Annotated in this window: 17 protein-coding genes and 1 pseudogene; 4 read left to right on the forward strand and 14 right to left on the reverse strand. The window is 38.5% G+C overall.

From position 1 onward, the window contains the following. The first annotated feature begins 62 nt into the window (after positions 1–62). The gene (locus tag ACRWP9_RS12630) at positions 63–2,072 is read left to right on the forward strand and encodes a putative bifunctional diguanylate cyclase/phosphodiesterase (RefSeq protein ID WP_434926303.1); all 2,010 of its coding nucleotides are present in this window, start codon (positions 63–65) and stop codon (positions 2,070–2,072) included. Between the two features lie 393 nt (positions 2,073–2,465). On the opposite strand, the gene ACRWP9_RS12635 is transcribed toward ACRWP9_RS12630, so the two are convergent. From ACRWP9_RS12635 to ACRWP9_RS12680, 10 genes are all read right to left on the reverse strand, one after another. Beyond that, complete coding sequence (locus ACRWP9_RS12635; protein WP_226415498.1) at positions 2,466–3,518, reverse strand: protein-glutamate methylesterase/protein-glutamine glutaminase; 1,053 nt, start codon at positions 3,516–3,518, stop codon at positions 2,466–2,468. Beyond that, positions 3,511–4,131 carry a chemoreceptor glutamine deamidase CheD gene (cheD, locus tag ACRWP9_RS12640; protein WP_226415496.1) on the reverse strand — a complete coding sequence of 207 codons (621 nt, stop codon included), beginning with the start codon at positions 4,129–4,131 and terminating at the stop codon, positions 3,511–3,513. The genes ACRWP9_RS12635 and cheD overlap by 8 nt, the downstream gene beginning before the upstream one ends. Before the next feature lie 2 nt (positions 4,132–4,133). After that, complete coding sequence (locus ACRWP9_RS12645) at positions 4,134–4,970, reverse strand: CheR family methyltransferase (protein WP_434926304.1); 837 nt, start codon at positions 4,968–4,970, stop codon at positions 4,134–4,136. A gap of 83 nt (positions 4,971–5,053) precedes the next feature. Continuing rightward, positions 5,054–7,378: a methyl-accepting chemotaxis protein gene (locus ACRWP9_RS12650; RefSeq protein WP_434926305.1), complete on the reverse strand. Its 2,325-nt coding sequence runs from the start codon at positions 7,376–7,378 to the stop codon at positions 5,054–5,056. Between the two features lie 5 nt (positions 7,379–7,383). After that, positions 7,384–7,887, reverse strand: a complete 504-nt coding sequence (locus tag ACRWP9_RS12655; RefSeq protein ID WP_226415492.1) for a chemotaxis protein CheW — start codon at positions 7,885–7,887, stop codon at positions 7,384–7,386. Beyond that, positions 7,877–9,847 (reverse strand): chemotaxis protein CheA, encoded by a 1,971-nt coding sequence (locus ACRWP9_RS12660; RefSeq protein ID WP_434926306.1) that lies wholly within the window; start codon positions 9,845–9,847, stop codon positions 7,877–7,879. The genes ACRWP9_RS12655 and ACRWP9_RS12660 overlap by 11 nt, the downstream gene beginning before the upstream one ends. A 28-nt stretch (positions 9,848–9,875) precedes the next feature. Next, positions 9,876–10,241 (reverse strand): response regulator, encoded by a 366-nt coding sequence (locus ACRWP9_RS12665; RefSeq protein ID WP_434926307.1) that lies wholly within the window; start codon positions 10,239–10,241, stop codon positions 9,876–9,878. After that, the gene (locus ACRWP9_RS12670; RefSeq protein WP_434926308.1) at positions 10,238–11,932 is read right to left on the reverse strand and encodes a SpoIIE family protein phosphatase; all 1,695 of its coding nucleotides are present in this window, start codon (positions 11,930–11,932) and stop codon (positions 10,238–10,240) included. The genes ACRWP9_RS12665 and ACRWP9_RS12670 overlap by 4 nt, the downstream gene beginning before the upstream one ends. Continuing rightward, a complete protein-coding gene (locus tag ACRWP9_RS12675) occupies positions 11,919–12,203 on the reverse strand; it encodes an STAS domain-containing protein (protein WP_434926309.1) in 285 nt (94 codons plus the stop codon). Before ACRWP9_RS12675 ends, ACRWP9_RS12670 begins: the two co-directional genes overlap by 14 nt. A 42-nt stretch (positions 12,204–12,245) precedes the next feature. Further along, positions 12,246–13,415, reverse strand: coding sequence for a methyl-accepting chemotaxis protein (locus ACRWP9_RS12680; RefSeq protein WP_434929055.1), 1,170 nt, complete (start codon positions 13,413–13,415; stop codon positions 12,246–12,248). A 611-nt stretch (positions 13,416–14,026) separates the two neighbouring features. Between ACRWP9_RS12680 and ACRWP9_RS12685 the strand changes: the two genes are divergently transcribed. Both ACRWP9_RS12685 and ACRWP9_RS12690 read left to right on the forward strand, forming a co-directional pair. After that, a complete protein-coding gene (locus ACRWP9_RS12685; protein WP_434926310.1) occupies positions 14,027–14,446 on the forward strand; it encodes a BLUF domain-containing protein in 420 nt (139 codons plus the stop codon). Between the two features lie 144 nt (positions 14,447–14,590). Next, positions 14,591–14,764 (forward strand): annotated as a pseudogene (locus ACRWP9_RS12690) (IS256 family transposase); the annotation flags it as partial. A gap of 166 nt (positions 14,765–14,930) precedes the next feature. Here the strand turns inward: ACRWP9_RS12690 and ACRWP9_RS12695 are convergent. Beyond that, positions 14,931–16,997 (reverse strand): TonB-dependent receptor plug domain-containing protein, encoded by a 2,067-nt coding sequence (locus tag ACRWP9_RS12695; RefSeq protein ID WP_434926311.1) that lies wholly within the window; start codon positions 16,995–16,997, stop codon positions 14,931–14,933. A 75-nt stretch (positions 16,998–17,072) separates the two neighbouring features. Between ACRWP9_RS12695 and ACRWP9_RS12700 the strand changes: the two genes are divergently transcribed. Continuing rightward, positions 17,073–17,474 (forward strand): Cd(II)/Pb(II)-responsive transcriptional regulator, encoded by a 402-nt coding sequence (locus tag ACRWP9_RS12700; RefSeq protein ID WP_434926312.1) that lies wholly within the window; start codon positions 17,073–17,075, stop codon positions 17,472–17,474. 562 nt (positions 17,475–18,036) lie between these two features. On the opposite strand, the gene ACRWP9_RS12705 is transcribed toward ACRWP9_RS12700, so the two are convergent. The 3 genes from ACRWP9_RS12705 to ACRWP9_RS12715 form a co-directional block, all read right to left on the reverse strand. Continuing rightward, entirely contained in the window at positions 18,037–18,747 is a 711-nt protein-coding gene (locus ACRWP9_RS12705; protein WP_434926313.1) for an AlbA family DNA-binding domain-containing protein, read from the reverse strand. Positions 18,748–18,794: 47 nt separating this feature from the next. Next, on the reverse strand, positions 18,795–19,832 hold the full coding sequence (locus ACRWP9_RS12710; RefSeq protein ID WP_434926314.1) for a DUF262 domain-containing protein: 1,038 nt from the start codon (positions 19,830–19,832) through the stop codon (positions 18,795–18,797). 713 nt (positions 19,833–20,545) lie between these two features. Next, positions 20,546–21,946 carry a site-specific integrase gene (locus ACRWP9_RS12715; protein ID WP_434926315.1) on the reverse strand — a complete coding sequence of 467 codons (1,401 nt, stop codon included), beginning with the start codon at positions 21,944–21,946 and terminating at the stop codon, positions 20,546–20,548. Positions 21,947–22,312 lie beyond the last annotated feature (366 nt).

Below are 22,312 nucleotides of genomic sequence, written 5' to 3' on the forward strand. Positions count from 1 at the left end.
AAAAATCCACATTCGTTGTTTATTTTTCTTAAGCTATATGATCTTTTAGGGCATAGATACTGATGAGCATCATAGATTATTTAAGAAAATCGTTAGCGCTAACACAAGCCATAATCGCTTTAGTGCTAAGTATTCTCATTGCTCTGTTAGTCAGTGGATACTCGCTTAGCTTGCATCTGTCAGACCAACGAGATGAAGCCTTTAGTTTGGCTCAAGAGATCCTTACCGCTGCTGAAGGTGGCGCTACCAATGCGGCTTGGACTTTAGATCCTGCTCTTGCCGAACAAATTGTCGCGAGTATGACGGCACTGGGCTTGGTTCAAGATGCGGTACTTATTGGTGAAACTGGAAATATTATTGCCGCTGACAGAAAACCCGTTCAGGAAAGCAAACCTTCGATTGCATGGATCACTGCTAACTTTATCGGCGACGAAATTCTCGGTGAAAGAAAACTCTATATTGAACTGAATAACGAAAAGCGCCAAGTGGGCGTACTCTCAATAAAATTAAATCCCACCCCTCTTGCCCAACAGTTTTTAACCTTTGCCGGCAGCGTAATTATTACAGGTCTGCTGCAGGCAGTTATCATTGCTTTGGTCTTATTATGGTTATCTTCATGGCTACTGAGTTCACCTTTGCGGCGAGTAACCCAGTCCATATCAAAAATTGACCCTGAAAATCCAGATCCAAGAACACTGGAGAGCTTAACTATCCATGCTAAAAATGAAATGGGACAGCTCGTAAATCATATCGAGCAAATGTTAAAAGGTCTGATTAATGCTCAAGTACAGCTTAGAAATCTAGCAACGAGAGATCCACTGACAAAAATACTCAACCGAACACTCATAGCCGACCGATTATCGCAAGCAATTGTCACCGCCAAACGAACCAAGACTAAAGTGGCGGTTTTATTTATTGATATGGACAGGTTTAAAACGATCAACGACTCTTTAGGTCATGATGTCGGCGACACTCTTCTTATTGAAGTGGCTAACAGATTATTAAAAGTACTTAGAAGTAACGATTCCGTCGGACGTTTAGGCGGAGATGAGTTTCTGGTTGTGATTGAAGGAAATAATGAACTAAGCGAATTAATGTATGTGGTTCAGCGAATTGATGAGGCATTAACACGGCCCTATTTTTTGGCTGACCGGGAAATTCGTACTTCAGGTAGCATTGGGATTTCTATTTATCCCGATAACGGAGAAGATACAAATCAACTAATGCGCTGCGCTGACTTGGCCATGTATAAAGCAAAAGGGAGTGGTAAACATTGGCACTTCTTCGCGAAAGAAATGAGCGATAAAGTCGAAGCAAGATTAAATATCGAAGCCGCGCTAAATTACGCGGTTGAGCGTGAAGAATTTCATTTGAATTATCAGCCAAAAATAAACGCTGAAACGGGTAAGTTAGTAGGCTGCGAAGCGTTAATACGTTGGAATAATAATCCTGAAGATGTTTCAGTAGAAGGCTTTATTAAAATTGCTGAGGAAAATGGATCAATTATCGCAATTGGAGACTGGGTATTAGAAACCGCTTGTCTGCAAATAAAACGCTGGGAGAAAGAGTATGGTGGAATATCCGTTGCGATCAACGTTTCTGCTCGACAGATGCAAGAAGACAATTACGTTGAACATGTGTTATCCATGCTTAAAAAACATGATGTTAATCCTAAACTGATTGAACTGGAAATTACCGAAACTGTATTGATGAAAGCTCTCGATAAAAGTTTTATTGCCTTAAAAAAATTACGCCAGTATGGGATAAATATTTCAATAGATGACTTTGGCACCGGTTACTGTTCGCTTTCCTACCTATCTCGTTTACCTGTCGATATACTCAAAATCGATCGTTCTTTTGTTTCAGGAGACCAACCATCTACTGCCGTTTTAGAAATGATTGTTGCAATGGCTAAAGCTCTAGATTTAAAAACGATTGCTGAAGGGGTCGAAACCCAAGAACAGAAAGATTGGCTCGTTAGACAGGGTTGCGATTATTTACAAGGCTATTTAATCAGTAAACCTATTTCAAGCAAAGAGCTCGAAGAAAAATTCTTAGTTAACCTCAATTAAATATCTGCCAGTCTCATAATAAATATCAAAGATGGTCGCCAGCTCAATAATACGAGCATCTACTACACACTCGCGTCGATGTTCAAAATATTACCTGTTGATGTATCAAGACAACAAAGAAAAGCCTTACGTACCAACCGCGAATAGCAGTGATAGTAAGGCATATCTTCTAAGCTAACGGTATTTTTTCTGGTCTGGCTATGTTCAATATGCTGAAAAAAATTGTGACATTGAGGGTGTTTTGTGCAAAGGTAATGAAACAAATGCCGGAAGCACTAACGAGGACAAGAGCATAAACATTCTTGAACAAAGGCTTGTTAAATTATCTGAGCTTGACCTCATTATTACCTTTTACTGACATAAAAAAATAACAAAAATAAGTAATGAAGATAATCAAATCCTATATTCTTTTCCTAGTCGGTTAATTATTTGCACAATTTGAGAAGGGATATCCTGCAAGCTTAAAATCATCTGTGCGGCTCCTAAGTCAATTGCAGCTTTAGGCATTCCAAATATAACTGAGCTTGCTTCATCCTGTGCGATAGTAATACCATCAGAGTTCAGCAGTTCCAACATTCCGGCAGCACCATCTTTACCCATACCAGTTAAAATAACACCTAAGACATTGCTACCTGCTGTTTGCGCTAAAGATTGAAACATCACATCAACTGAAGGCCGGTGACCGCTGACTCGCTCACCATCAGACAGTTTAATCCGATAATCAGCACCACTGCGAACAACAAGTAAGTGCTTATCGCCTGGCGCTAAATATGCACAGCCAGGGATCAATCTTTCACCATCCTGAGCTTCTTTCACATGTATCGCACTAATATTGTCGAGGTGTTCGGCAAAGGTTTTAGTAAACCCTGGAGGCATATGTTGGGTAATAACAATGGCTGGACTGTCGATAGGCATTTCAGCAAGTAATGATTTTAGTGCAACTGTTCCTCCTGTTGAGGCGCCAATAGCAATAATTTTCTCACTTGTTTTAAATTTAAATGCAGTATTTACTGTATTTTTTTTGATAACTTTAGGCTGAACCTTTGCCTTAGCAACAGAGCGTATCTTAGCAACAATTTCGCTACGATAGGCCTCCATGCTATTAGCAATATCCAATTTAGGTTTGGGAAAAAAATCAACGGCGCCAATTTCTAAAGCTTTGAGGGTCACCTCAGCACCTTGCTCTGTTAAACTAGAAACCATTAACACAGGAGTTGGTCTGGCTTTCATTAAACGGTCTAGAAAAGTTAACCCATCAACCTTAGGCATTTCGACATCTAATGTAATCACATCAGGACTAAAGGTGATGACCATATCTTTTGCTACAAAAGCATCTGGAGCGGCACCAACTAATGTAAAATCTGGCTCAGCTCGAATAATCTCACTCAATAAGCTCCGAATAAGGGCCGAATCATCAACTACTAATACTTTTATTTGTCTAGTCATCAAATAGCTCCACATCACCACTCATAGCTTGTGAACGTAACTTAAACTTGTACTCACTTTCACGGTCTAAAATTGTAGTGTTATGCATAGTTTTAATTTTTCTAACCAATACCCGTCCCGTATCTGGGAAAAAATAAACTTTACGGGGGTAAACATCAAGTAGGTCAGAAGCTATTATTGGAATATGTTCCATTCTTAAATAATCTTGCACAAATTCAGCGTTACGTTCACCAATATTAACAGTCATAAACCCTTGCAGCACATTACCGCCGCCAAACACCTTAGCCTCAAGCCGATTTTTACTTGCACCGAGCTTGAGTAAATGGTTAATCAGTATTTCCATCGCATAAACTCCATAGCGAGCAGACTCAGAAGTCCCACCACCTTGTGGGTAGTTATCCTGTGGTAGTAAGAAGTGATTCATACCGGCAATTCCTAGGACAGGATCTCGTAAACACACTGATACACAGGATCCTAAAACTGTCACAATAAGGGTATTTTGTGTTGTAGCAAAATACTCTCCGGGAGAAATTTTTACTGCTTCAGAATTAAAATACCGGTCATAATATCGATTAGGAGCAAGGTTCGAATTATTAACATCAAAGTTTAACAAGCTTACCTCACAGAGTGATTTGGGTAATAAGTTGTGTTGCCAGCAGATCTAACCAGATGAGTAGCATTATTAAAGGTTTCAGAATGTCCTGCTACATAAAGGCCATCAGCAGGTAATAATTTAACCATCCTTTCTAATACCTTTAACTGAGTCGAACGGTCAAAATAAATCATTACATTGCGACAAAAAATAATGTCAATTGGCTCTCTTAATGACCATTCAGATTTAAGTAAGTTAATCTGTCTAAATTCAACCATTTTCTGTAACTCTGGTACGACTTTAACCATACCAGCAAATGCTCCTTTTCCTTTAAAAAAAAATTGTTTTTTACGCTCCTCTGCTAAAGAATTTATTCTGTCGATTGAATAGATCCCTGCTTTAGCTTTTTGCAGTACCTGACTATCTACATCGGAAGCAATAATTTTAATTGGTACATCAAACATAGCAAACGTTTCAGCAACCACCATTGCTATAGAATAGGGTTCCTCCCCTGTACTACTGGCGGCACACCAAATCGTTCGTGTTTTAGGATGTGCTATCAAGTACTTTTTAAGAATGTCAAAATGATGTGGTTCACGAAAAAACGAAGTCAAGTTTGTCGTTAGCGCATTAATGAAATGTTCTTCTTCGCTAGGATGAGTATTAAGATGATGCAGATATTCCGAAAAACCTTGCAGTTTTAACGACCTAACCCTGCGGGCTAAACGGCTATAAACCATCGAGTCTTTACTATCTGCTAAGCGAATTCCTGTTAATTGATATAACAAAGTTCTCACTGAATCAAAATCAGCTTTTGCAAAACTGAACTCTCTATTATCCCAGCCTTCAGAGCTTGTCATTATAATATCCTAGTATAAATATATTATGACCCTCACCTGATGGGTGAGGGCTTCAATCATTTTATTATTTAATACTTATAAGACTAAAAACTCTCCCATTCGTCATCTTTGGGCTGCGATGGTTTGATGGCATTTCTTTTCGGTAATGTGCTCTTAGCGTGAGAAATCATTTGTGTTTTGGGTGCCGAATGTTGCAAAGCGGCTTGCACATGTTGATAATCATCGTCGAGTTTAAATTGGCTAACATTAGTCGCCAATTGTGCCGCTTGAGATAGCAAACTCTCAGCTGCAGCGGCAGCTTCTTCAACTAAAGCAGCATTTTGCTGTGTCATTTCATCCATTTGACTCACGGCTTTACCTACTTCATCAAGACCGGTCGCTTGCTCACTAGAAGCCGCGGCAATTTCTGCCATGATGTCGTTAACACGTTTAATCGATGTCACGATTTCTTTCATCGTATCACCAGACTTTCCAACTAACTCATTGCCGTTATTAATCTTACCGACAGAGTCAGAAATCAATGCCTTAATGTCTTTAGCTGCGTTTGCTGATCGCTGCGCTAATGTTCTTACTTCAGATGCAACGACAGCAAACCCTCGACCTTGCTCCCCAGCTCGCGCAGCTTCTACTGCAGCATTCAATGCTAGAATATTAGTTTGGAAAGCGATCCCATCAATTACACCGATAATGTCAGCGATTTTTTGTGATGACTCGTTAATAGATGCCATTGTAACGACAACTTGATCAATTAAATTCCCTCCGTTAATAGCAACTTCAGAAGCTTTAGCTGAAAGCGTATTGGCTTGTCTTGCATTATCAGCATTTTGACGCACGGTTCCAGTAAGCTCCTCCATGCTCGATGCAGTTTCTTCGAGGCTGGATGCTTGCTGCTCAGTACGACTAGATAAATCAGTATTACCTTGTGATATCTCACTTGAAGCGGTTTTAATAGTATCTGCGGCGGTACGAATTTTACCTAACATCTGCGCTAGGTTCTGGGAAGTTTGATTACAGCCATTTTTAAGTAATTCAAACGAACCTTGGTAATCAGCGGTTACACGCTCAGTTAAGTCTCCTTCAGAAATGGATTTAAGCACTCGGTTAATGTCATTTAAGCCACTTTCAGTGACCCTAAGTAGCGAATTTAATCCCTCAGATAATTTCAAGAAAAATCCATTTTTTCCTTCGGTCGAAATTAAACTGGTAAAATCACCCTCTGCTGCTGCTTGTACAGCAGTATTCACTTCAGACTCAACAAACACCTCTTGAGTACGATCTAACCACTCTACAACTGAGCCTAATCTTGTTCCATCATTGGCAAAAATAGGGTTAGCAACCAAGCGAAAATGACGGCTTCCAACAACAATATTTGCGGTATATGTTTTAGTTAAATTGGCAAGGAGGTGCATTTGATGAGCAGGGTTCTTATGGAAAATATCTATATTACTGCCAACAACCTTTTCAACAGAAAAGTGAGGAAGCTCTTTTCTTAAATCAGCCTCAGCAATGCGAAGCATGTTTTCAACTGATTTATTCATATAGGTGATATTACGATCAATATCGGCAATCATTACATTCGTTGTAGTGGTTTCTAATGCACCTAAAATTCGGCTTAATTCATGCTCGGAAGCGACCTCTTTCGTGCGGTCAATCCACTCCACTACTGTGCCTAATCGATTACGCTTTGTATCAAAAATTGGATTGGCAATTAACCGAAAGCTTCGACCAGCAACAACAATATTTCCTACATAAGTTTTGTCTAACGCTGCAAGCAATCTGCGTTGATGCGATGGTTCTTTGTGAAAAATATCAATATTACTGCCAATAACGGAACTAACAGAAAAATGCGGGAGGGCTTTTCTAAGATCGCTTTCAGCTTCCCTAAGCATCCGTTCAACAGCTTGATTCATATATATGACGTTGAGGTCATTATCAGCAACCATTACATTTGAAGATGTAGCTTCTAATGCTGAGGTTACTCTTAATGAAAGTAATTCATGCTTTTTCTGCTCTGTAATATCGTGCCACTCTACTGATGTACCAAGAGATACCCCCTTCTCATCACGAAGTGGATTAAGCACCAGTTTGAAACAACGCACACCGACATTGATTGAAGCCGTATGAGTTTGGGACAGCTGAGAAACAATATTTTTTTGATGTTGAGGTTGTTTGTGAAAAATATCAATATTACTCCCAATCAGAGAAGATACTGAAAATTGGGGTAACTCTTTACGAATGTCATCCTGTGCTGCGGTCAATAAATTAACTACTGCTCTATTCGCATAAACGATAACTCGTTCGGGGTCTGCAATCATAAAACAGGTGCTGCTATTGTCTAAAGCCAAACTAGCGCGGGTTAACGATTGTTGTTGCTGTCCATTATTTTCAAACCAAGATCTGATACCCATATTTATCACTCCGATGGCAATGCTGTAGAATCGAATAACCCCAGCTCTTGGCTGGAAATCAATTTTTCAATGTTAAGTAAAATAATCATTTGTTCATTAACTGGTGCTAATCCAAATAAATACTGGCTGTCAAAGGCTACACCAAACTCTGGAGGCGGTTTAATATCTGAAGCCTGCATATTAATGACATCAGACACTGCATCTACCACTATGCCAACAATGCGATTATTAATATGAAGCATGATGACAATAGTAAATTCGTTATAGGAAGCCTCACCAACATCGAATTTAAGTCTTAAATCAACAATCGGAACAATATCACCACGCAAATTCAAAACCCCTTTAATAAAGGCTGGGGCATTGGCAATTTTCGTAACTGGTTCATACCCCCTAATTTCACGTACCTTCATGATATCTAAACCGTAATGTTCATCACCTAAAATAAAGGTTAAATACTCATGTGCGGTGCTATCTTGACTATCTGCATCTTTTTTTTGTTCAGTTATCATACTTAACCCTTTGCTTTAAAGATTCATTGATTTTCAAAGCCAATGATTCTGCATCCAATATCAATGCAACACTGCCATCTCCCATAATAGTCGCTCCAGCAACGCCTTGTACTCGGCGATAATGTTGCTCCAAACTCTTAATAACAGCTTGTTGCTGCCCGATTAGCTCGTCAACAAGCAAGGCAAAGCGCGTGTTATTAGTTTCAACTAACACTAAAATACCTTCAGTTGCTAACCTAGACTTGGGCTCTAAATCCATAACCTGATATAAATTTACAATTGGCCAATAAGCGTCACGTAAATCCAAAACTTGTTCATTACCAATAAACTTTAATTGAGAACTTTGTGGTTGTACGGATTCAATAATATTTACCAGTGGAATAATAAATATTTGCCCACCAACGGAGATAGACATTCCATCGAGGATAGCTAAAGTGAGAGGCAAGCGGATTTGAAAAGAAGAACCGCGACCCTTTTCAGAGAGTATTTCTAGCCGGCCGCCCATAGACTCTATATTACGTTTCACAACGTCCATACCAACGCCACGGCCCGAAACATCAGTGACTTGTTCCGCGGTTGAAAATCCCGCAGACATGATTAATTGCCAAACCTGTTGATCGGTTGGATTTTCAGGCACATCTACATTATTTTCAAAAGCTTTAGCGAGAATACGATCACGATTGAGCCCTGCACCGTCGTCTAATACTGAGATCAAGATGTTACCCCCCTTCTGTTCAGCTTTGAGGGTGAGTACGCCGGTTTCGGGTTTACCATTAGCAATCCTGATTTCAGGCAATTCAATGCCATGATCTAGACTGTTGCGCACCAGATGCGTCAATGGATCCACCAACAGTTCAATTAAGCCTTTATCTATTTCGGTTTGGCCACCTACAATAGTTAAATCGATTTTCTTATTAAGCTTTTTAGATAAATCTCTGACAACCCTAGGAAACCGATTAAAAACAAAAGACATAGGCAACATCCTAATCGACATGATGCCCTCCTGAAGTTCTCGTGTATTCCGTTCAAGTTCGGCTAATGCTGAGCGTAGTTTTTCACTTGCAAGGCCGGTTATCTCGTCACCAATAAGATTCAGCATAGATTGCGTAATAACTAATTCGCCAACCAAATTAACTAAACTGTCGATTTTTGCTATGTCGACTCTAATGCTGCTACTTTCACTTGCTTCAGCCTTCGCTTTGGTATCTGTGTTAGATTTTGAAAGGGACGTAGATTTAGCATGTTGTGCAAGACTGGATACTGAGGTAATCGAATCGTCTGTCGTATCGTGAAGAACTGATGCCTCTAATTCAGGCTCCTCCTGATCATTGGACACCTTTTGTTTAGATGAATTTGAGTCTGGTAAATTATCGTCTAAATCAACAAAAAATCCAAAACCGTCCTCTATATCAGCGGTGCTTTCATCAACTATAGGTTCAAAGAATCCAAAACCATCGTCAGTGTCATCATTTACTTGCGACATGATTTCGGAAGTATTGCTTTTACTTGAGGAATTAAGTGGCTTAAAAAAACCAAAGCCATTTTCATCATCTTGCGACTCTGCGTGACTATCTGGTTCTAAAATAACTTCTAAAGATGCGGTGGTAGAATTAACTAAAGCCCATTCGATTTCGGTACTATCAGCATAGCTTTTTAACAGCTTACGAAGAGTATCAACAGCAATTAATAATTCATCTATGATATGCACTGAAAAATTAAATTTACCTTGTCGAGCTTTGTCAAAAAGGCTCTCCATAACATGGGTAACAGTAATTAGCGCATCAAAGCTAAACATGCCACTACCGCCTTTTATCGAATGTGCGGCACGAAAAATACTGTTTAACTCTTCGATATCTGGCGAACTTGGATCAAGGGCTAGTAATAGGTGCTCCATCTCATCAAGATGCTCTTGGCTTTCTTCGATAAAGACACCATGAAATTGACTCATATCCATTGACATAATGTTACCAACTATTAAATAAGAGGACTTATCCCAACACTTTGGAAGCTACTTGCAGAAGCTTATCTGGATCAAATGGTTTAACCATCCAGCCAGTTGCCCCAGCCGCTCTACCGCGAGCCTTCATTTCATCGCTTGCTTCGGTAGTTAATACCACAATAGCTTTCGTCCGATATGCAGGTAACCCTCGTAATGATTTAATTAATGTTAGTCCATCCATACGTGGCATATTTTGGTCTGTTAATACGAAGTCAAAAATTTTTGTTTTACATAAATCAAAGGCCTCTTGACCATCTGAAGCCAATGTCACTTGGTAATTGGCTGACTTAAGTGTTGCTTCTACCATTTGACGAATTGAAGCTGAATCATCGACAACTAAAATGCTTTTACTCATAGTTTATGTTTTCCAACCAATACCACCCTTACAGCATTTCCAGGAGGTATAATTTCAAGGGTTTCAGCTAAGTGCTTAATTAAAGTTAAGCCTCGGCCGTAGCTTTTAGACAAATTACTCGGTTCTACATCATTCTTAAAAAAACCATGACCACTATCTTCGATATAGATTTCTAAGCGCTGTAAGTGGCTTTGCCACTGAACTTTTAATATAATTTTATTGTCATTAGATAAGTGATTTACTCTTTCCATTTTTTCTTCATAAAAAGCTAAAAAGCCATTTTCTTGTGACTTAATTTCACTATTTAACTCGAGTACGCCATGTTCAAATGCATTAGTATATAACTCAGATAACACAGTAAAGACTTTGGTCACCAAGGATAATGGCAGTTGCTTAGATATTAATTCACACAAATGTCCCGGAATATCAAACAAATCGAGTGTTGCTCCCTGTAATGTGTGTTCAATAAAAAATGCACTCTCTTGAACAGTTGTTAATTCATCTTCTTCTATAAAGGACTGCAAAATATCGTGAGTATCTATTAGCACAACAGATATATCGTCTTGTGGCGATTCACATTCAACATTAAAATGCTGTTTAACACCTTCTAAAGGTTCTCCAGGTAACTTTAGTAACGAAACAAGATCATCTATGGTTAACGTTTTTCCTTTATTAGATGGAGTTTCGATAACACCATCACTGAAAAGAATTACCCTTTGGTTATCTAGCAAATCAATATGTTCTGAATTAACACTAAACTGATTATCGGACAAAATACCCAATGCCATATTTTCAGATTTTATCTGCTTAATTATTTGGTATTGCTCATCGACTATAATGACTGGTGGCATACCTCCATTCCAAATATCAATAGTTTTATTGTTTGGTTGCAAATGAATAATGACTGCCGCCACAAAACGGTCTTCTGGTAAAAAATGATTTAGTTTGGTATTGAGCTCAAAAACAATATTACACAACGGTAAGCCTTTTTCTGTCATGGCACCAAATGCCTGCATCATTGGCATAAGCGACACTGCGGCGGCTAAGCCATGTCCCATTGCATCGGCTAACATGACATAATCACTGCCGTCTGGACCACTACAGTGGATAACGCCGTCGCCACTGAATAACGATGAAGGTTTAACCCAATAATTTATTGCTGGTATATCTAAATGAATTTTTCCATGCATGGCACCAAATAAATGTTTAGCCAGCGCCTGCTCCTGTAATTGTGAATCTCGCCAAATATTTATTGCTACACGTTGTGTATTATTAACTTTTTCTAAGTAACGCTGATGAATTGACCTTTTCATTTTTAGCCATAATAAATCCATCTTAATTGGCTTTAATGCAATATCGTCAATATCTTGTTTGAATGCTTCAACAAAAAAATCGGTATCACTATTGGCACTGACAATAATAATCGCCGCCATAGGTAAGTGTTCTTTTAGCTGTGAAACAAACTTAATCCCTTCCCCATCGGGTAAGTGATTATCCAGTAACACCAATTCATAATTTAATCGTGGTCTACAAACTTCTTTTTTTGCTTTTTCTATTGATGTACATACAGCTACTTTTATTCCTTTTTCCATAAAGAATTGTTTGTACATCAAAATACAAACAGGATTATCCTCAATAATCAAAACTGATATAGGTGGGCGACTGTCGTAAAACAGTTCAAATGAAGGCATAAAGTTTAGTCATTTTTGCGATTTCTAGGATTTCCAAAGCACTACCATGAGCGCCTTTAATGATCAGTTTTGCACCAACACCTTTCTCATTTTTCTTTGATAATAAAACTAACATTCCTAGCGCAGAACTGTCTAAATAGTTCACTTGAGAAAAGTCTAATTGGATTTCTTTAATACCCGTTTTTGCAACTAATGCCTCAACCTCTTGGTTGAATGTTTTGTGGTAACTAAAATCAAAACGGTTTGGTAACCTAATACTGTAATTATCCAAAGTACTTGTCCTCAATGGTATTTCATTGTAGATGTCTGTTTTCTAGAAAAAATCGATATCACCACTTGCCATAGAACTGGCCGAAACAGGGTTATGTTTTTGAATTTTAAATTGTACAAGGCTTTCATTACACCCTTGTATCTTAGCTTCATCTTCCATACCACCAGGTTCCATCAATATATTTAATTGTGTATTAACTTGGGCTAATTGTTCAGCGGTATAAGCCAGATTTTGTGAGTTAATATCACCAAATTGCAGCCCTCGCATCGCGTCATTCAAAGACTGTTGTAATATTTGGTTATGTTCATCAAGAGCTGAAGTATGCTTTCGATTGCCTGTTGCGTTTTCCATTAATTTATCGATAGCAATGTGGACATTTTTTTTCGATTGCATCACATAAGTAACATCTTGTGAGGCGACGCCACCTATATCAGCAGTTAAAGTTTCAATTTGCACTGCCATATTTTTTAGTTTTTGTTGGATCTGATTACTAAAACCCGCTGACCGAGTAGAAAGCGACCTAACCTCATCTGCTACCACGGCAAACCCGCGCCCAGCCTCGCCTGCACGTGCAGCCTCAATTGCCGCATTAAGTGCAAGTAAGTTGGTTTGTGATGCTATTTGATCAATATCTTTCATCGCCTTCATAACATCAGGAACCATGGTATTAATTCGACCGACTTTTTCGACTAGCTCCATTGAAGATGCTGACATATTGACTGTTGTTTCAACAAACTGTTCAAGAGTTTTACTGGTTTCTTGAGCAAATGAAGTCAACCAACTATTCCCATGCTCATCGTTTTCAGCTTCTAGCAACTGCATTACGCGATCTTGTTGTAGCTCTGCCAATTCTTTTAATCGAGAAAATGAAGTAACAAGGGTTTCAATAGCATCCGATTGCACATTATTTACATCGTCAACATTTTGTTTGCATTCGAGTAGGGTTGATTTTAATGTGTCCAGAAATTGTTGTTGTAATTGGTCAACATCATTAGTGAGGGGTGGCTTTGAAATCATATTTTTCACAGCCGTAGTTTGGTGATTAACAGTGGAGCTAGTCGTTATCAATTTTAGTGCAAAACCGCCAGATAGAGTGCAGATAAGTACTGCAATAAATAAAGCAACCACTACTGGCACCCAATTCATCAATAACCAAGAAATGCAAAAAGCGATAAATGAGCCTATCGCCAAAGCTACAAATGGTGATGACATAAAATGCTTTTCTTTCAAGAGACTATCCTTAATTTCTTTTTATATTAAAAGAGTAGACAGTAATTCCTTAACTGCAAATTTTATTTATATAATTTTTATTTTTTTCTTATCTCTGATCGTTGCCAAAATTAGCGTACCACTGCTGGGCAACCTAAAATCAACAAAACATTAACATAAGAGTTAGAGTGGCTCAAGGTATTAAATTATGCTTTTTAGGAGGTATTCGAGAAAGATAACTTACTCTTTATGATGATTATAATTGCTCATGTCATTTTGTCTTAGCAGCATACAAAAGTACTATTTTGGTCGTTTTTATGGTTATTAATTTCATTTAGCTAAAAGGTGATGTTCAAAAGCGATTGCCCTATCGCACTGGGTTTTATGGTACATAATGGGCACTTTATAAACAAAAAAGAGCATAGAATACTCTACCATTCAGTTCGTAGAACTGGCTTTTTAAAAGCTCAACATTTTTACTCCACCAGTCCCTAATAAAATATCCCTAGCAGTAAGAGTGCTACAGGAAAGATTTTATTCATGGCTATTACATAGCTTTTTGTAATAGTTCTATTATATTTAATTTAACTTTTTCCTAGTTATAAGAGAATAGTATGTTTCTAACTCGTTTAATCTACGTAAGTACAGTGACAGATTTTATTAGCGAATCGTCTTTAGAGGACATACTCAAAAAAGCACGTTTGCATAATGCTAAAAATGGTATGACTGGAATGCTCTGCTTTAATAATAATTATTTTATTCAATGCATCGAAGGTAGTAGAGAAAGCGTTAATGAGACTTATAATAAAATTGTAACCGATACACGCCATTCAAACATTGTGATTATTGAATATTGCGAGATATATTCAAGGGAGTTTAGCTCTTGGGATATGGCATATGTGCCTGCAACTAAAAATATGGGGCCCATTAATTTAAAATTTTCAACCTCAACAGAATTCAATCCTTATAACATACCTGGTTCTGCAGCTTTTCAGATGCTTTTGGAGCTTCGAAACAGTCTTATTTCTGTTTAACTTAAGCAACAGCCAATAAGAAAGACGTATAAAATCATTAGTGTAGGTTTGATAAACTATGGTGTTGATGGCTTAGAAAAGGCGACGGCCCTGTCACGAATCAGTAGCGAGACTTTTCATTAGACCAGAACAAACTAGCTGCATATCTCAGCCTCTTGTCACAGAAACTGGGCTAATCTCAATACGCTGTTTGCCCACGGTTAAGACATTCGAAAGGCAATTTATACCACTAATGCCATCAAGAACCGCAAGCTATTTCCTAATGATGACTGAGCAAAGATGGTGGTTGACTTGGCTATTATGCAAGCGTCGAAGAAATGAACGATGCCGATTAGAAACCGGTAAACGGCACAGGCATTCTATACTCGCTTATCTTTTCAATAGAGTCTGTTATCGCAAAATGCCGCAAAATGCCGCAAAAAGCCTCATCATATTTGATGAGGCTTTTTGTTGAATGTAAAGAAATCATATTAAAAGTAAAACACTAGCCAAATTTCAGCCTAACACCCGCATTAACAATGAACCCATCGTTACGGGACCAAATATCTGTGGTCCACTGGCCACTGGGCATTCTATTAGGTAACAGAAGTGGGTGCTCATCAGTTTGTCTTACATTGAGTAAGTTCTCAAAATTAATGAACCAACTTGCTCGCCCATACGTTATCTCTCCCATTAACCCAAGGTGCCAATAAGGATTAGTTTCATCAATATATGGGTTATCGTTAACCCTTTGGGTACCGGTGTAATAGGATTCAAAGCCCATTCTAAAGTTGCCATGTTGCTCCCACATAGCAACAAAACCCGCAGAGTGACGTGGGGTTAACGCTATCTCTCTTCGTTCTGAACTATCGGGTGACTCTTCACTTGTGTCTAAATACAAGTAACTTGCGGTGAGCTTAATGTCACCCAAATAGTAACGCAGCAACACTTCAGATCCCCGAATTTCACTTGTCCCTTCAGCATTAACTAATCTAACTGCGTCGAATGTGCCGTTGTTACCCGAAGAAAAAGCCACTAACCCAGTCACATTATTAACATTAGATCCAAAAAAAGTCAGGCTCGTCTCTGCATTTTCAAAAGCATAAGTGAAATCTAACGATGCGGTTTTAGCCTGCTCTTGTTGTAAATTCTCAATGGGGGCTAATCTTGATAATCCCGCAGCTTCAATCTCTTCAACAAAAGGAGTTGGGGCAAAATATCCCTGTCCATAAGAGCCTCTTATGGTTAAATTGTTTGGTCGATAAAGTAGCGATACTCTTGGGCTAAATTGGGTTCCGTACTCACTGTGCTCATCCACACGTGCACTGTATGAGGTTGTGATTTGTTCCGAATGGGTATAATCAAGCTGAGCAAATACACCTGGCACCTCATAGGAATAATCAAACACTGGAAAGGTGTTTGAGGTAAAAACCTCTGACTGGTACGCTAAACCGACAACCCAATCACTGTTATCTGTATAACCCGCAAGGCTGTTTTCAAGCAAATAACTCTCGTGTTTATCTTCTTCTAAGTCAATACCATAAATATGCGTGTGTTCTTGTACCATAGCCGAGGCTCGCGTATTAAAGGTCAGTGACTCTAATACCGGAAGGCTAAACACAACACCAGCGTCAAGCCTATCTGAGTCTTGTGATTGCTCAAATGATTGACCATCTGCAAGTTTATTATCGCCTAGGGTTCCTCCCGTTCGTTGCTCTGACATCAAGCCGCTAGTCACATACAGTGTTTGCCCGGCATCTCCTTGCCAAAATATTCGAGGCCGCACGGTATACCTTTCATAGCCAGCCAAATCAATCCAGCCATCATTATCAATATCTTGCTCATCTTGATAATGAGCGCCAGCAGTTATCGAGCCTTTTATATCCTCACTCAGCGGCGATTCAATATAAGTCGTCACATCCTGACCTGCTCGAGTGGTTGAGTTTACTAACACCTCACCGTTTAATTCATCACTTGGGGTTCTAGATATCAGATTAATCACCCCGCCCAAGGCAGAGCCACCATAAAGTGATGACGCCGAGCCTTTAATAATTTCTACCCGGCTAAGATCCGTTGGCGGAATTTGTAACAAGCCTATTGATGACGCTTGATTACCATAAAGCGGTAAACCATCAGCCAATAGTTGTGTATAACGACCATACAGACCTTGGAGGCGAATATTAGCACTGCCTAAAGCCGGAGACGTCGTTTGCAACCTAACCCCACCCGTCTCAGCCACTAGCATAGAAATGTTACCAGGCCGCATCGCGGCTTTTTCTTCAATTTCTTCACGGTTAATTAATTCAACACGAATGGGCTGCTCATCGGCAATACGTCCAGAACGCGTGGCTTGCACGATAATGGTTTCCATTTTTTCTTCGTGATCATGCTCATCATCATGCTCATCATGCTCATCATGCTCATCATGCTCATCGGCATGGGTTTGCTCAGTGTGCGAATGGGTTTCGCTATTATCAGGGCTATGGATCAAATTGTCGGCAGTGCTTGCCTGACTTAAGTTTGTTATACCCAGTGACAAAATTAACGATGCCGCTGCAGAATAGCTAAACATACAACTTCCTTTTACAAAACATGACTTAAAAATGATATGCTCAAGTGTAAAGGTTACAGTTACTGGAAGGTCAAGTTGAAAATAAGTGAATTGGCATTAGCAGCCCAAGTATCGGTAAAAACAATCCGATATTATGAGCAAATTGGTTTACTATGCGCGCCAGTCCGCACTGATAATGGCTATCGTCATTACCAACAAAAAGACATAGAAACGCTAATTTTTATACGAAGATGCAGAGAATTAAACATTGCATTAGATGACATTAAACGCCTAGTTGATACCCAACAAGACCCCAAATCCTCATGCCTACTGGTAGATAACATTATTGCCGAGCAACTAGCACGTATTCAACAAACTCAGCGAGAGCTGGCATTATTAGAGCAATCATTAGCCACCCTCGCCTCTTGTTGTAAAAGCCACCAAATTAAAGACTGCAGCATTTTACAAAGCCTAAAATCACCGTCAGTCATAACGTAAGTCAATTAGCCTGCGCTTTTTACCAAAATTTAAATCCTGCTGCTAATCCCACCTTGGGTTTATATTGCCACGACTAACTTGAGGGAATTTTGCTTGGGATATTTCAAGTGCACACACTCTGAAATTGAGAATAATACTGGCTCGAAGATAACTATTGTCGCGATAGACAATTACGTAGCTTGCTTAAAAGAAAGAGGAGCACGGAGTTTAAATTCCTATTTTTCGCCCAAATAAAAAAGCCTTCTCTTTCGATAAGGCCTCTTCATTAGAATGTGGCTGAGGGATAGCTTGCTTGTAATAAAGAGGCACCTGGGGTTCAAAGTTTTATCTTTCACCAAAACAAAAAAGCCTCATCATTTCTGATGAGGCTTTCTCGGTGAATCTGGCGGAGGGATAGGGATTTGAACCCAAGCAATCAGCCACAAAATAAAACTAAAATCCATTATAATCAATAACTAATCGAAAAATCACATCTCAGATAGTGAACATTCGTAGTCGATATATGACATTTAAATATTTACCGGTTAGATTGTCAATGATTAACGCTCAAAACTGAAGAGCATTAATTGTATGGGTACCGACTAGACTGCTCAATAAACTCTTTAAAAAACTCAAATTCCTTATCACTTTCAATTGGATTAGGGTCTGTATTTGCTAGTTTCCTTACATATATTTTTCCATCGTACTTTATGGGTGAATCACCGCGTATAATTTTTAACATGACTACATCTTTGTCATAATATTTAAAGAAAACAACATTGCGCTGAATTATACGCTTTGTTTTATCATCTACAGGTGCATTTTCTAAAACTTGCTGTAGCTTTTGTTGATAAGCATCTATATCTTTATGATGAAGATTTGCTTCATCACCAATACCTGTAATAAAAAAGTCTCCATAACATCTTGGTTTAATACCATACTTTTTTTCATGCATTGATGCATCTTCTTTGCTATCAGCAACACCAAGAATTACATAATTATCACCGGCGTGAGAATTGGCCATAGCCGTCAACGTTTTTACTATTTTAGAAGTGAGTTTCTCACTAAATGAATCATTTCCAAGTAAAGCATGGAGGCCAATTTTAAAGTCGTAACACACACTTTCTGTCTTTGACTGATTCAATATATTTTCAAGATTTTGAACCCATGACTGAGATGTAAGATCCATCCCTTCTCTAGCAATAAATTGTGAATCAATTACGCCACATACAGCCTTAACCATTTTAGAACGGTCTCTGGCGAGCCATTTGTAATCTCCTTTTAATGCGCTCATGCAGTCTGAAGCAGTATTTTTTAATAGCCCTGCTAACACCTTATAGTTTAATATCTTTTTGTTTCGCTTAGAAGAAGTTCATGAAAAGCAATAATAAGTACTTGATATGACCCTTGGACTTTTGCAGGTTTATCTTTATACAGATATGTATGATATTCCTCAGGAAACTCGTTAATCACCTTTGTTAGTTCGTCAAATGTAAAACAAAATTGTTTGTAAAGAGTTTCGACACCATATTTTAAAATTGCATCATTTGCTTTGTTACTAGCAAAAGTTCCATCTATATAAGCCTCGTCCAAAAACGTTGATGAAGTTTGACTTTCAGAGTTAAGCAATATGTGTAGAATCACATGCGCAACTAGTTCCTCATCGCGTGATGCCAAAATATTCTCTACCGTAAGAATGTGATTTTTATTCCAAAAAGTGTCTTTAATATTTATACCGTAATTTAGTGATTCTTTAGTTAAACTTATAGCTCTCATTTTATCTAACTCAACAATATCTGTATGCGATACATCTCCACGTATATATATCGCACACTTCCTAACTAGTTGAGAAAAGTCAGAAATAACACCAGCCTGACGAACTTCTTGTCTAGATAAACGAACACCACCTGTATTAATCCTTCGAAAGGTTTCATCAACACTTTCATTGGATGTATAATTTGAAGTAGATATTGGAAGAGGGTAGTTAAGTAATATTTTACATAAATCAAAATCTAATTTTGGTTCTTGTTGAACTAACTTTCCAGTTTCCAGCAAACGATTCGTTTCTGCTACTACTGATAGATCAAAATATTTACCTCCCACACTAAAATCACCATCCATATATGATGTAATTGCATCCAATCGCTGCATTCCATCTAATATTTCAAAACACCGTCCTTTTGTTGGATGTTCAAATATAACACCAAGAAATAATGGGACGGGATATTGATTTAAAAGAGAATCAATAAACTTCTGTTTTTCCGGCAATGTCCATACCAATTTTCTTTGATAACGACGATTAACAATGTATTTCCCTTGTTTATATTCACTGTAAATACTCTGAATTGGTTCCCCACGAATATTAAGATTATTTTGCATTTCAATTCCTTTATCTATGTAAATCTTTTAGTAATCTTCTCGCCAAATTGGACGCTAACGTATAAACCTTGCTTAATGAAACCACATATAACATCAAAAAATATACCTTACCCTTCCGATAAAACTTATTCTTCCAAATTAATGCATTTTTTAATTTAAATCAATGATCTAAATTACTAGCAAGGAGCTAGCATTAATTTAAATTTCTAATCGATAAGCATATATAAACGAGATGAAACTTATTGCTAGGCCATTGATGACTATTTTACTTCTGTGTGTACCTTTTTTGGGGGTTAAGGGGTTCTCCCCTTGCTCGTAGCTCCTATCCGACCTTTTGGAACAAAAGTGGGATAGGAGCGTACCGGGTTACGTTGTAGTCCCACATAATTGTGGGCTGCTTTTGCTTCGCACTCACTGAGTGCGAAGCGGTTTAAATTGCACTTTTTACGTGAAAAGTTACGTGAAATTAACGCGAAAAAAGGTGAAAATTCGATTTATCAACAAGATTTATTATCGATTTACGCCCGTAGAATTTGATAAGTGCGGCTGAGAAATGATGCCGCTGATAGGTTTCATCATTTCTCAGGCTGATTTTTGGTTCTGTAAGAGCAAATTTTGGCGTATAAAGTCACTCAGGATTTACTGACTGTTGTCATGATTAACGCTCTACGGTTGATCTTTTCAGTAAAAATCCTCTCATATAATCCCACTTCTTATACTGGTAGAAATAAATTCAATGTGTAACTGACTTTATCCACCACTGGTTTTAGTGTTTTCACATCATATTGCTTACCGTATCGTCCATAGGTGATGTTGTGATAAGCGTGGCCGACGATTTGTGCCACCATCGATTCTTCTATTTGCAGTTGTTTCAGTTCATCAATAAAGGTGTGACGGAATGAATAGGCTGTAGGTCGTTTACCTGCAATAAAGTGAAGTTGGTCGAGTAATTTGCCAAATTCACGGCAGAACTTATGTGACCAAACGCCATCACTACTAGGTTGGTAATGAAATAACGGGCTGCTTGTTAATTGACTGGTTTTTGATGTTCGGTCAGTAATGGTTTGAACGAAATCAATAAAACCAAACTCAATAAGCTTTTGATGTAGCGGAACGGTTCGTTTTGACTGTGCTGTCTTAAGTTGTTGGCTCATGCCTTCATTGGTGACGTGAATGACGTTGATACCATCGATAGTGGTTATATCATTGCTGTGTAGCTGACAGGCTTCTGAAGGCCGTAAACCGTGATAGAGCATCAATAGCGTTATCCATTTAAAGTCAGGGTGTTTATCAATAAAGTCTTGTGATTGCAGCACGTGTTTTAGTTGCTCTGGTTGCCAGCGCTGACGCGCTAAATCATGCCCAGCTTGGTTACTTGGCTTTGACAGTTTCACTTCATCAAACGGGTTGGCGCTGGTGTAGCGCATCAATTTGCACCATTTAAAGAACTGCGACACCGCTGCTAGGTAGTCTTTGTTACTTTTGTGGCTTCTGCCCTCTTCAAGTAAACAATCCTTGTATTCCATCGCCTCAGCGCTGGTAATGTCGAATACATCATCTAGGTGGGTTCGCTCAATAAAGTGGCCTATACGTTGATTTAGCTGCTTTACCGTTAACACTGAGACAGACTGCTTTTGTTTAGACGCAATAAACTTAATTAACGCATCCAACAATGTGACGTTAGCGACTGAATTTGTTTGTTTTTTACTACTCGAATTATTTGAGAATGCCAAGTTTGTTAGTGAGGGACAATTGTCATATGTCGCACTATTATGGGCTAATTGCGTTGGCCGAGTGGGAATAAACTGAATAACTTCCCGCACTGGCTTAGCCTTATCATCAAGCGTATCTGTTACCCCAACAAAGCCTGCTCGGGCATCATTAATCAATTGATTAACGTCTTCCTTAAACGCATCAGGCTGTGATTGTGGGGTTAAGTTACTGATTAATGGCCGTAAGATACCCGCAACGACAAGGTTACGGCCTATCGCGATTGAGCGCTGTTTAGTGAGCAAAGATACTTTGATGTCGGCAGCGAAGCCTTTATCACGCAGATAAGCAGGCAACACCATGCGGGTGTAATAGGTACAATTTGTGGCTCGAAATAGGTACATATGTCTCAGTCATCCGTTTTGGGTCTGAGAATATGATTTTTCAAATGCTAGAAAGCAAAAAAGCCATTGATTATCAATGGCTTTTTCACTTTAGAATGTGTCGGAGGGATAGGGATTTGAACCCAGGCTATCGAATTAAATAGTTAAAATAGTCGTTTAAATTCATTTATTTGCAGGACTTTACAGCTTCAAAGTCTGCAATTGCTAACTAAGATTGACTATATGATTGAAATGAAAAATTGTCAAATTAAGGTTTGGTAAAAATTATTAACCTATACAATTGCCTTATAAACAATCAATATAAAAAGGTAGCACAAACTACATAGTCATTTTGTCGGAATCATTCTAAATTATTACGATAAAATA

It is taken from the genome of Shewanella sp. HL-SH2 (assembly GCF_051164935.1).
Classification (GTDB): domain Bacteria; phylum Pseudomonadota; class Gammaproteobacteria; order Enterobacterales; family Shewanellaceae; genus Shewanella; species Shewanella glacialimarina.